The organism is Streptomyces sp. NPDC052012 (genome assembly GCF_040689265.1).
Classification (GTDB): Bacteria; Actinomycetota; Actinomycetes; order Streptomycetales; family Streptomycetaceae; genus Streptomyces.
In genome coordinates this window covers 120,250-131,790 of record NZ_JBFAXA010000001.1, presented here as the reverse complement: position 1 = coordinate 131,790, position 11,541 = coordinate 120,250, and the positions used below count along the sequence as shown (strand labels likewise).

Sequence of the window (11,541 nt, the reverse complement as noted above, 5' to 3'; positions counted from 1 at the left end):
GATGACATGAACCTGTTCGATCTGCAGTCGATGGAGACCCCCAAGGAAGAGGCCATCGGGGACGTCGAGACGGGCAGCCGCGCCAGCCTGCTGCTCTGCGGCGACAGCAGCCTCAGCGTCACGACCTGTAACTGACGTCCGAGGCGGCCGGCCCGTCGCGGCGACCGCGGCGGGCCCCCGCGATCCGCCGCCCCGGACTCACCTCCCGGGGCGGCGGTTCCAGCACGCCTCGTCTCCGCCGCGGACGGCGACGCCACGAGGAGGGACAGCTGGTGGCAATCATCCCGGTCCGGCGGCGGCAGAAGCGCTCGGCGCCGGACCTGTACGACACCGGTCCGGGCCGCACGCCCGAACTGCTCGTCCTGGTGTGCTCGGTGGTGGCCGCGGCGGTCGCGGTCGCCCAGCCGTTCGTCCTCGGCCGCACCCTGGACCTGCTGCTGCACGACGGCGCCGCCGGAGGCTGGCTCGCGGCGAGCGCCGCACTGCTCGTCGGTGAGGTCCTGCTCGACAGCCTGACCGCGCTGCTCACCGGCCGGTGCACGGCCCACTGGACGGCAGCGATCCGCTCCCGCGCCCTCACCGGCATGCTGCACGCCGTCCCGGACCCGGTCAGCCGGTACTCACCCGGGGACATCGCGACCCGGCTGACGCTCAACGCCTCCGACGCCGGCGGCACTCCGGCCGCCCGGGCCGCACTGGCGGCCTCGCTCATCACCCCGGCCGGCGCGCTCGTCGCGCTGGCCGTCGTCGACGTATGGGTCGCCGCATGCGTCCTGGCCGGGCTGCCGGCCCTGGCCCTGGTGCTGCGGGCGTTCGCACGCGACACGGGCACGTCGGTACGGGCCTACCAGCGCGTGCAGTCGGACATCGCGGCCCGCCTGCTCGAAACCATCGAAGGCGCGGAGACCGTCGCCGCCGCCGGGACGGCCGTCCGTGAACGTGAGCGCGTACTGCGTCCGCTGACCGAGCTCGCCGAACTGGGCGGGCACATGTGGGTGCTGCACGGCAGGGCGCTGGCGACCGGAGGTGTCCTCGTTCCGCTGCTGACCGTGGCCGCCACAGCCGTCGGCGGTCTCCGGCTCGACGCAGGGGCCCTGAGCGTCGGAGAACTGCTGGCGGTGTGCCGGTACGCGCAGCTGACCGCCGGCTTCGGCAGTGCGGCCACCCTGCTCGGCGCGCTCGTCCGGGGACGGTCCGCGCGGGAACGCACCACGGCCCTGGAACAACTGCCCACCCTGCCCTACGGAACCCGGACCCTCCCCCCGCACGGCCCCGGTGCCCTCGAACTGCGCGGCGTACGGGTCCTGCGGGACGGGACGGAGGTCCTGCGGGCGGACCACGTCGTCGTGCCCGGCGGCCTGACCGCCGCGGTCGTGGGCCGCAGCGGTGCCGGCAAGTCCGTGCTGGCCGCCGTGGCCGGCCGGCTGGTGGACCCCGACGAGGGGGAGGTGCTGCTGGACGGCACACGTCTCGACCAGCTGACCCGCCCGTGCCTGCGCGCCGAGGTCGGCTTCGCCTTCGCCCGCCCGGTCCTGGGCGACGGCACCGTGGCGGAAGCGGTCGCGGCCGGACCACGCACCGTGTCGTCGCACCGGATACGGGACGCCCTCCGCGTCGCGGGCGCCGACGCCTTCGTACGCCGCCTTCCCGACACGTACGACACGCGGCTCGCCGACGCCCCCCTGTCCGGCGGCGAGTACCAGCGTCTGGGCCTGGCGCGCGCCTTCGCTCACGCGGGCCGGCTGCTCGTCATGGACGACGCGACGTCCAGTCTCGACACCGCCACGGAACACGCGGTGGACCAGGCACTGCGCCGCTCACTCAGCGCCGCCACGCGGCTCGTCGTGGCACACCGCCCGTCGGTCGCGGCCCGAGCGGATCTGGTGATCTGGCTGGAGAGCGGCCGGGTACGCGCGGTCGGCACCCATCGGCACCTCTGGCAGGAGACCGCCTACCGAGCGGTGTTCACCGGCGAGGAGCGCGGCGAGGAACCCGTCGGCCCCGCGGGCGGCGACACGCCCCGGCAGGAACGGACGGCATCCCTGCACGGAAAGGCGCGGCCGTGACCTCCGTCGACAGCGGCCGTTCCGCCGCGCCGCCCCACGGCAGGTCCGGGCCGCTGCGCCGGCTCGCACCGCCCGCCCGTCGCTTCCTCGCCGGGCGCAAACACGTCCTCGCGCGGCTCGCGGCGTGGTCCGTGGCGGAGTCCGCACAGACCTTCCTGGTCGGCTACGGCGTCGCCCAGGCCGTCGACCGGGGATTCCTCGTCGGCGACACCCGCACGGGACTCGGCTGGCTCGCGGTCGCCGGCGTCGCCGTGGTGCTCGGAGCGCCCGTGATCCGGGGCGTGTTCGCCCAGCTGGCCGGGCTGACGGAACCGCTGCGCGACCAGCTGGTACGGCGGGCGGTCGACCAGTCGATGGCCCGCGCCCTGGCCCGCCCCGGTGGCGGGGACCGCGCCGCGGTCTCACGGCTCACGAACCAGGTCGAGATCGTGCGGGACAGTTTCGCCGGGCTCGTCCTGACCCTGCGTTCGTTCGTCTTCACCGCCGCCGGGGCCCTGGTGGGACTGTTCTCACTGGACCCCGCCCTCCTCGTGGTGGTCGTGCCGCCCCTCGCAGCGGGCCTCACCCTGTTCCTGGTCACCCTGCGGCCCATGGCCGCCGCGCAACGGCGGGCGCTCGCCGCCGACGAGGCACTGGGCGATCACGCGGCGCGCACCCGCCGGGCGCTGCGCGACATCACCGCCTGCGGCACGCAAGGGGGAGCGGCCCGGCACGGAGCGCGGCTCATCGCCGAAGCCGCCGCCACCTCGTGTGTCCTCGCCCGCTGGGCCGCGGTACGCACGCTGGCCCTCGGCGTCGCGGGCCAACTGCCGGTGCTGCTCCTGGTGCTGGCCGCGCCATGGCTGCAGGGACGAGGAGTCACCATGGGCGCCCTGCTGGGCGCGTTCACCTACCTCGCGCAGGCCCTGCTGCCCGCACTGCACACCCTCATGACCGCGCTCGGCGCCGCGGGAACCCGACTGCTCGTGGTCCTGGACCGGTTCACCACGACGGCGTCGCCTCCGCTCCTCGCCGCCACCACGCGCGCCGACCGCCCGCAGCAGGTCCCCGGCCCGCTGCGGAAAGCCCCTCGGGCGTCGTGGCCGCCCCCCGCGGTGGAACTGCGGGCCGTGACCGTGGCCTACGGAGGGCGGGCCGAACCGGTCCTCGACGCGCTCGATCTTCGTATCGAGGACGGCGAACACCTGGCCGTCGTCGGTCCCAGCGGCATCGGCAAGTCGACCCTCACCCGCCTCATCGCCGGGACCTGTGTGCCCAGGAGCGGCGAGGTCGACGTGGCGGGCCGTACGATCGCCGACCGGAGCACGGCCGAACTCTCCGCCCTGCGCGTCCTGCTGCCCCAGCAGGCGTACGTCTTCACCGGCACGGTCCGCGACAACCTCGGCTACCTGCGGCCGGACGCGCGGCGGACCGACATCGAGGCGGCCGTGCGAGAACTCGGGGCCGGCCCGCTCGTCGAGCGCCTGGGCGGGCTCGACGCGCCGGTACGGCCCGGCGACCTCTCACAGGGCGAGCGCCAACTGCTGGTCCTGGCCCGCGCGCACCTGTCGACGGCTCGCCTGCTCCTCCTCGACGAGGCGACCTGCCATCTCGACGCGGCGTCCGAGGCACGAGCCGAGCAGGCCCTCGCACGACGTCCGGGAGCACTCGTCGTCGTGGCCCATCGCATGTCGTCGGCGATGCGGGCCGACCGGATCCTGGTACTGGACGGCGTCGACGCGGTGTGCGGAACCCACCAGGAGCTCCTCGCCCGCTCGCCCCTCTACCGCGACCTGGTCGGGCACTGGAGCGGAACCCGGGAGTGACGCGCGGCGGGCGGGCAGCCGAAGGCGATGGCGAGGGCAGCCGCCTCACATCCAGCCGGCGCTCTGCACGATGCGTATCGCGTCCACGCGATTGCGCGCCCCCACCTTCCGGATCGCGCTGGCCATGTAATTACGGACGGTCCCCCGGGACAGGTGCAGAGAGACGGCGATCTCCGCGACGGGGGCGCCCTGCGCCGCCAGGGAGACCACACTCAGCTCACGAGTCGTCAGCGGCATCTCCGACGCCTCCAACAGCGCGACGGTGAGTCTCTCGTCGAGGAACCGCTCGCCCCTGGCGACAGCGTGCACCGCAGCGATCAACCGCTGTGACGAGGCGTCCTTGTCGACGAAACCCAGCGCTCCCGCGTCGAACGCCCTGCGCAGCACACCGGGCCGCTGGGAAGCCCCGAGCACGACGAGCCCGGCCCCGCATCGGCCCCAGAACGACGCACGGCCGACTTCCCCCGGCCCCCCGAGGCTGTCTCCGTCCACCACGCACACGTCCGGGGGTAAGTCGTTCTCGACGCGGACGACATCGCGGGAGGACATGGACGAGACCTCGAATCCGCCGGCCGACCGCAGCAGTTGCACCAGTGCCGTCCGCAGCAGCGCCGCATCGTGCACCACGAGAACACGGATCATGCGCAACCAACCCCCTAGGTTCCCCGGTCGCCTTACCGGCGCCCGGGCTCGTCCCCCATGTCCACACCCATCTGCCCCCGGCCCCCGAGGAAAAAGCAGGACGCCCGATCAAAGGCGGGCCCCAGCGACAGCAACACGCCGTCCTCAGCGAGCCCGGGGGCGGGGGATCGAGGACGAAGAGTCCGGAACGGGTGCTTGACAGGGCCATGGACGCCACCGCTACGGCGAGGACGGCGTGAGAGAGGGTCACTGCCTGCCTGCGCCACAGACCGAAAACCCACGAAACGAATGTGGCCCGAACCTTGCGGTCCCTCTTGAGCAGCGCTGCGTAGGGCCCTCACACGAACAGCAGCAGACCGACGATCCGCCCCATGTTGGTCCGTGCGTCATGGGAACGACGTTCCCCATCGCGGGAGACGGGCCGTCTCACAGTCCGCGCACCGTGGGCACCCGGTCGAGCAGCACACCGAAACGCTCCCGGTACGCGGCCAGCACCTCCTCGTCCGTCCCCAGTTGCCGCTCCTCCCGCTCGCCGCCCGCCGCGCCCGTCAGCACCAGCTTCCGGCCGCTGAGCGTGACCCTGCCCCCGTCCTCCGTGACCCGCGAGCACACCAGCGACTGCCGGAAGTGCGACCGGGGCGAGGTGCTGTGCCACCAGGCCCCGGTGACGAAGTCCCCTAGCACCCGCGGACGCAGCTCCAGCCGGTACGCCGGCCTCCCGTCCCGCAGGACGTCCAGGTCACCGGCTCGGGCGGAGCCGGGTCCCCCGCGCACCCCGGCGGCGTCCGGCCCCGCCTCGGCGATCCGGAACGTGCCGCCGGGGTCCTCCTGGTCTCCCCGCTCCCCGAAGACCAGCGGGAAGTGGCTGTGCGCACCGAAGCCGACGTCGGCCAGCCAGTCGGCCCCGTCCACCGTCCGCACCCGCAGCGCCAGATGGTCGTACGGGACCCCCAGCCGGCCCTCCTCCCCGTACACCCGGGCCGCGAGGAGGGTGACGTCGTACCCGAGGGCGGCGAGCAACGCCCCGAAGACGCCGTTGAGTTCGTAGCAGAACCCGCCCCTGCGCGACCCCACCACCTTCTCCAGCAGCCGCTTCTCCTCCAGCACGATCTCCTCCCCGAGATGGATGGAGAGGTTCTCGAAGGGCACGGTCCGCAGATGGTTCAGCTGCAGTGACCGCAGGGCGTCGGCGGTGGGGCGGGCGGGGCGCTGGGCACCCAGTCGGCGGAGATAGGCGTCGATCTCTTGGGAGTCCATGGCCTCAGTGTCCCGCCACTCGCAGGGCACCGCCCGTACCGGTGACCGCGATCGCTCCCTCCTGGTCGGTCCGCAGCACCATCGCCCCCTGCGCGCGCAGCGCGTCGACCGTGCTCGGCGCGGGGTGGCCGTACGAGTTGTCCGCGCCGGCGCTGATCAAGGCCAGCCGCGGCGCCACCCGGCGTATGAGGTCCGGGTCCTGGTACGCCGAGCCGTGGTGGGCCACCTTCAGCACGTCCACCTCCGCCAGCACCGATCCCGCCGGTGATCTCGCCAGGGCCCGCTGGGCCGGGGGCTCCAGGTCCCCGAGCAGCAGCAGGCGCAGACCCGCCGTCCGGACGAGCATGGCCACGCTGGCGTCGTTCGGCCCCTCCGGTTCCGGGGCCGGGGACGGGGCGGGGTGCCCCGGCGCGTTGGAGGGCTGCCGTGTCCCTCCCGGCGGCCACACCACCTCCCACGTCAACGCCCCCGTGCGCCGCTGCTCCCCGGCGACCGCCTGCGTCACCGGCACCCGCCGGGCGGCCGCCAGTCTCCTCACGAACGCCGCCTGGTCCTCGGGCTCCTGGAAGCCGGTGGTCTCGATGGCCCCCACCGACCGTCCGCGCAGCACCCCGCTCAGGCCCGCCACATGGTCGGCGTGGAAGTGGGTGAGGACCACGAGCGGGATTCTGGTGATGCCCAGGGAGTGCAGGCAGTGGTCCACCAGATCCGGGTCGGGGCCGGCGTCCACGACCACGCCGGTGCCCTCACCCGCCGCCAGCACCAGCGCGTCACCCTGGCCGACGTCGCACATCACCATCCGCCAGCCCGGCGGGGGCCAGCCGGTGACGGCCCGGGTCAGCGGGGGCGGGCGCACCACCACGAGCACCAGCAGCAGCGCGCACGCCCCGCACCACCAGGGATGCCCCAGCAGCCGCCGCCCGGCGAGCAGCGCGGCCAGGGTGACCACGCCGAGCAGCGCCGCCCCGGCCCAGCTGCCGGGCCAGTCCACTCCCGCACCGGGCAGCGCGGCACCGGCGCGGGCGATCTGCGCGATCCACTCCGCGGGCCAACTCGCGCACCAGGCCAGCGCCTTGGCCACCGGCATCGCCGGCGGGGCGGTGGCCAGCGCGGCGAAGCCCAGCACCGTGGCCGGCGCGAGCGCGAACTCCGCGAGGAGATTGCACGGCACCGCGACCAGGCTCACCCGGGCCGACAGCACGGCGACCACCGGCGCGCACAGGGCCTGCGCGGCACCGGCCGCGGCCAGCGCCTCCGCGAGCCGGGGCGGAACCCCGCGCCGCCGCAGTCCCGCGCTCCAGCGTGGCGCGAGGGTGAGGAGCGCGCCCGTGGCCAGCACGGAGAGCAGGAAGCCGTAACTGCGGGCCAGCCAGGGGTCGTAGAGCACGAGCAGCAGGACGGCTGCCGCCAGCGCCGGGATCAGCGATCTGCGCCGGCCGGTGGCGAGGGCGAGCAGGGCGACGGATCCGCAGGCCGCGGCCCGCAGCACGCTCGGATCCGGGCGGCACACGACGACGAAGCCGAGGGACAGCGCCCCGCCCAGCAGGGCCGTCGTGCGCAGGGAGATGCCGAGGCGGGGTGCGAGACCGCGTCGCTCGGCGCGCTGCGCCAGTCCGGGAGGGCCGAGGAGGAGGGCGAGCAGGATGGTGAAGTTGGCGCCGGAGACGGCGAGCGTGTGCGTGAGGTCGGTCTCCCGGAACGCCTCGTCCAGCTCCGGTGTGATCCGTGAGGTGTCTCCCACGACCAGTCCCGGCAGCAGCGCCCGCGCGTCCCCGGTCAGCCCGTCGGTCGCCTCTCGCAGTCCCGCACGCAGCCGCCCCGCCGAACGCTGCGCCCCCGACGGCGCCCCCACGACCTCCGGCCCACCCCGGCCCTTCACCCGCAGCACGCCCGCGAACCGGTCCCCACTCGCCGCCGCGGGCACGAGCCGTGCCTCGACCGACACCCGGGTGGACGGCAGCAACCCCAGCCAGATCGCCCGCGCGTCCCTTCCCCGGGCACCCGCACCGTCCGGCACCGAGCGCCCGCTCCCGGCCGCGCCCCGCTTCCCCGAGCGGGTGTCGACGATCATCAGCACCGGCGTCCGGGTCACCTCCGCCGGTCCCCCGTCCGCCCGCTCGACCCGGCGCGCCTCGCCCTCGATCAGCACCACCGGCGGAGCCATCCGATCGCCGCTGACCCGGGGCCGGGTGAGCCGGGGGTCGGACGTGATCTCGACCTCCGCCGTCACCGGCGCGAACTCCCGGGCCAGCGCCGGAACCGGTCCCCGCCGCAGATCCGCCCCGTGCAGACCGGCCGACGCCGCCGCAGCGGCGACGCACACCAGCACGGCCGCCCCGGAAACCCACGACCGTGCGCGGCGTGTGCTCCGCGAGGCGAGCAGCGCACCCGCTGCGGCGAGTGCGACGATCACCACCAGCACGCCCCAGCCCGGCGAGGCATGCAACATCAGCGCCGCCGTGGCCCAGGCCGCCAGCGCCGGTGGCACCAGCCGGAGATCGACCGGCCCTTCCTGCCTCGGCCGAGCGGCCCCCAGGCGATGCCCCGACCGGGCGTGCACCACCGACCGGGTGGGCACCACCGAGCGGGTGGGCACCACCGACCGGGGCACCACCGAGCGGGTCACCGCCGACCGGCTGCCGGTGACCGCGGCGCCGGTCGCAGCCCCTGGCCCGGCTCCGGTCCCGCGCCGGGCCGCCCCGGCCCCGGGTTCGCGACCGGCGACACGGGCCTGCTCACTGCCGTCGCCGCTCATGGCCGCACCAGGTTGCGCAGGTCCGCGAAACGGCGGTCACCGATGCCGTTGACCTCGCGGAGTTCGTCCACCGAGCGGAAGCCGCCGTTGCGTGTGCGGTAGTCGATGATGTGCTGGGCCAGCACGGGGCCGACTCCCGGCAACGTGTCGAGCTGCTCGGGTGTGGCGGTGTTCAACGACACCGGCGTCGCCGGACCGGCTGCCCCTGGCCCGCCTGCCCCACCTGCCGTCACTGCCGCGGCCGTACCACCCGCGCCCGGCGCCGCACCAGGTGCCGGACCGCCGACGATCAGCTGCTCCCCGTCGACCAGGAAGCGGGCCCGGTTGAGGCCGTCGGTCTTCGTGCCGGGCCGTACTCCGCCCGCCGCCCGCAGCGCGTCCTCGACCCGGGAACCGGCCGGCAGATGATGAACCCCCGGGTCGCGCACCTTGCCGCTGACATCCACGACGATCTCCGGGGCCGCCGAGGCCGGGGCCTTCGCCGCACCGGCCGGCGCCTGGTCCCCGCGGGGTGCCGCGGCCCGCACCACCTCCGGTGGCCGCACCGGCTGGGTCCGCCCTGCCCAGAAGTGCTGCACGGCGAAGCCCACCGCGACCACCAGCACCACCGACAGCGCGACCAGGCTCCGCCGCTCCATCCCGCAGCGCGTCTGCACCCACAGCGGTAACCGCTCCCGCAGGGCGAGCCCCATCAGCTCCCTGCGGGAGTTCTCCGGGGGCGCGAGGTCAGGATCCTCCCGCGGTGCCGGCTCCTCGTCCGGGTCCGCCGCATCGGCGTACGGCGCGTCATCGCTTGCGGCCCAGCTCGGCACCCGCCGCCCGCCCCTGCGCCTGTCACCTCCCTGGCCGCCCTCACCTTCCCGACGGCCCTCACCTTCCGGGCGGCCCTCACCGCCCCCACCGAACAGCGCCTCCGCACGCCGCCGGAGTTCCTCCGCCGACGCGTCACGGCTGCGGTGCCGGTATCCGCGCCGGTGCCCGTGCCGGGCCCGGCGGTGACGAACGCGGCCGTCGGACGCGGCCCCACGGCCGGGGCCGCTGGTTGCCGTCGCAGTGCGTGAACGTGATCGAAGTGCCATGCGACGAGGATCGGACACCCCGCCCATCCGCGATGATCTTGCTCAATTCCCGGGGATTATCACCGGGTTGTGGACAACTCCGTCACCCGCACGAGGGAACCGCCGCCCGGCGGCCCGCTCCACGAGCCTCACCGCGCCGACACCACAACACCCAGCAACCCGGGCCCGGTATGCGCCCCGATCACCGCCCCCACCTCGCTGACATGCAGATCGGCCAGCCCCGGGACCCGCCCGCGAAGCCGGTCCGCGAGGGCCGACGCGCGGTCCGGCGCGGCGAGATGGTGCACGGCGATGTCGACCTCGGCACCGCCCGCCCGCTCGGCCGCGATCTCCTCCAGCCGGGCGATCGCCTTCGACGCCGTCCGCACCTTCTCCAGCGGCTCGATGCGCCCGCCCGACAGCTGCAGCAGCGGCTTCACGGCCAGCGCGGAGCCCAGCAGCGCCTGCGCGGCGCCGATCCGGCCGCCACGGCGCAGATAGTCCAGGGTGTCGACGTAGAAGTAGGCGGACGTGCCCGCCGCCCGCTTCTCCGCGGCCGTGACCGCCTCGTCCACCGTGCCGCCCGCCTCCGCGGTCTGCGCCGCGGCCAGCGCGCAGAACCCGAGCGCCATCGCGATCATGCCGGTGTCCACGACCCGCACCGGCACCGGCGCCTGACGGGCCGCGACGACCGCCGCGTCGTAGGTTCCGGAGAGTTCGGCGGACAGGTGCAGCGAGACGATGCCCGTGGCACCCGACTCGGCGACCTTGCGATAGGTCTCGGCGAAAACCTCGGGACCGGGTCGTGAGGTGGTGACCGGGCGCCGCTTCTGCAGGGCCTGGGCGAGGGAGCGGGTGGAGATCTCGGTGCCCTCCTCCAGCGCGCGGTCGCCGAGGACCACGGTCAGGGGTACCGAGGTGATGCCGTGCCGCTCCATCGTCCGGGCCGGTAGGTAGGCCGTTGAATCGGTGACGATCGCGACATGGCGGGACATGAGCTGGAGGTTACCTGGCGTACCGCCCGCGCGGCAGCCCGGCCCCGCGGGCCGGGTGCGGCAGTGACCGGATCAAGTGGTGCTCTCGGGGCGGGGCTTCTTCTGCCAGGGGTAGGTGGGGCGCGGCACGGACGGAGCGATCGCGGGCCGCGACTGCTCGGTCGACTCCGGCCGCGTCGTGGCCGGTTCCTGGCTCTCCGGCCAGGTCTGACCGGCCGTCGGGGCATCGGCGGCGGGCGCTTCCGGCCACGGCGGAGCGGCGGGGCGCTGCCCACCCGCGGACTGCCCGGTCGCGGACTGTCCACCCGCGGACTGCCCGGTCGGAGACTGCCCGCCGGCGGGCGGCTCGGTCGTGGTCCAGTGCCTCAGAGCACCGGCCTCCATGTCGATCTGGGTGCTGAGGGAGTCCAGGTCGTCCTCGGCGAAGCGGCGGGCGCGGTCGCGGGCCGCCCAGCGCAGGGCGTCCGCCGACTGTGTGATGCGCTCGGTGCGCTCCCGCAGCTGGGGAAGCCGGTCGGCGAGCGTGTCCCGGTCCGGTTCGGTCTCCAGGCGGCGCAGTTCCGCGTCGAGCTCGTGCCCGTGGGCGCTGAGGCGCTCGAAGAGGGCGAGCGACTCCTTGAGGGACTCGTCCTCGGCGACGGCCGCCTGCAATGCGTCCTGCGTGGCTCGCATGGACGTGCGCAGCTTGAGCCGGAGTTGGGCGACCTCCCCCGCGGCGCCCGGCTGGACGAGGGACTTGACCTTCAGGGTGTGGTCCTCGACGGTGCGGCGGGCCTGGGTGATGTGACGGTCGGCACTGCGCTTGGCGGCGCCGACGACCTTCACCGTGGCGTAGGCGCCGAGGACGACCAGGAGCACAAAAAGCAGGGCGAACACTGCGAACACTGCTTCCACGAGGCTCCTCCTGAGGGCCGTAGCACCAGTCCCGGCACACTCCGCGCCGCTCTTCAACGGTAAACGCAA

The 11,541-nt window shown here is 74.6% G+C and carries 9 protein-coding genes; 3 read left to right on the top strand and 6 right to left on the bottom strand.

The features are described 5' to 3' along the window. The first annotated feature begins 6 nt into the window (after nucleotides 1-6). From AB0412_RS00555 to AB0412_RS00545, 3 genes are all read left to right on the top strand, one after another. The gene (locus AB0412_RS00555) at nucleotides 7-135 is read left to right on the top strand and encodes a SapB/AmfS family lanthipeptide (protein WP_260827783.1); all 129 of its coding nucleotides are present in this window, start codon (nucleotides 7-9) and stop codon (nucleotides 133-135) included. 143 nt (nucleotides 136-278) lie between these two features. Beyond that, on the top strand, nucleotides 279-2,066 hold the full coding sequence (locus tag AB0412_RS00550) for an ABC transporter ATP-binding protein (protein WP_366400791.1): 1,788 nt from the start codon (nucleotides 279-281) through the stop codon (nucleotides 2,064-2,066). After that, nucleotides 2,063-3,871 carry an ABC transporter ATP-binding protein gene (locus tag AB0412_RS00545; protein WP_366400224.1) on the top strand — a complete coding sequence of 603 codons (1,809 nt, stop codon included), beginning with the start codon at nucleotides 2,063-2,065 and terminating at the stop codon, nucleotides 3,869-3,871. Before AB0412_RS00550 ends, AB0412_RS00545 begins: the two co-directional genes overlap by 4 nt. Before the next feature lie 45 nt (nucleotides 3,872-3,916). Here AB0412_RS00545 and AB0412_RS00540 read toward each other — a convergent pair whose 3' ends face one another. The 6 genes from AB0412_RS00540 to AB0412_RS00515 all read right to left on the bottom strand — a co-directional run bounded on the left by AB0412_RS00540 (nucleotide 3,917) and on the right by AB0412_RS00515 (nucleotide 11,472). Then, on the bottom strand, nucleotides 3,917-4,513 hold the full coding sequence (locus AB0412_RS00540; RefSeq protein WP_366400223.1) for a response regulator transcription factor: 597 nt from the start codon (nucleotides 4,511-4,513) through the stop codon (nucleotides 3,917-3,919). A 426-nt stretch (nucleotides 4,514-4,939) separates the two neighbouring features. Further along, nucleotides 4,940-5,770, bottom strand: a complete 831-nt coding sequence (locus AB0412_RS00535; protein ID WP_366400222.1) for an arylamine N-acetyltransferase — start codon at nucleotides 5,768-5,770, stop codon at nucleotides 4,940-4,942. A gap of 4 nt (nucleotides 5,771-5,774) precedes the next feature. Beyond that, a complete protein-coding gene (locus AB0412_RS00530; protein WP_366400221.1) occupies nucleotides 5,775-8,525 on the bottom strand; it encodes a ComEC/Rec2 family competence protein in 2,751 nt (916 codons plus the stop codon). After that, entirely contained in the window at nucleotides 8,522-9,604 is a 1,083-nt protein-coding gene (locus AB0412_RS00525) for a ComEA family DNA-binding protein (RefSeq protein ID WP_366400220.1), read from the bottom strand. The genes AB0412_RS00530 and AB0412_RS00525 overlap by 4 nt, the downstream gene beginning before the upstream one ends. Before the next feature lie 128 nt (nucleotides 9,605-9,732). Beyond that, nucleotides 9,733-10,578 (bottom strand): DegV family protein, encoded by an 846-nt coding sequence (locus tag AB0412_RS00520; RefSeq protein ID WP_366400219.1) that lies wholly within the window; start codon nucleotides 10,576-10,578, stop codon nucleotides 9,733-9,735. Between the two features lie 72 nt (nucleotides 10,579-10,650). Next, on the bottom strand, nucleotides 10,651-11,472 hold the full coding sequence (locus tag AB0412_RS00515) for a hypothetical protein (protein WP_366400218.1): 822 nt from the start codon (nucleotides 11,470-11,472) through the stop codon (nucleotides 10,651-10,653). Between the last annotated feature and the right edge of the window lie 69 nt (nucleotides 11,473-11,541).

Coding starts and splice junctions, on each gene's coding strand:
- AB0412_RS00540 (WP_366400223.1), bottom strand. CDS start 4,513: ATGATCCGTGTTCTCGTGGTGCACGATGCGGCGCTGCTGCGGACGGCA.
- AB0412_RS00530 (WP_366400221.1), bottom strand. CDS start 8,525: ATGAGCGGCGACGGCAGTGAGCAGGCCCGTGTCGCCGGTCGCGAACCC.
- AB0412_RS00525 (WP_366400220.1), bottom strand. CDS start 9,604: ATGGCACTTCGATCACGTTCACGCACTGCGACGGCAACCAGCGGCCCC.
- AB0412_RS00555 (WP_260827783.1), top strand. CDS start 7: ATGAACCTGTTCGATCTGCAGTCGATGGAGACCCCCAAGGAAGAGGCC.
- AB0412_RS00535 (WP_366400222.1), bottom strand. CDS start 5,770: ATGGACTCCCAAGAGATCGACGCCTATCTCCGCCGACTGGGTGCCCAG.
- AB0412_RS00520 (WP_366400219.1), bottom strand. CDS start 10,578: ATGTCCCGCCATGTCGCGATCGTCACCGATTCAACGGCCTACCTACCG.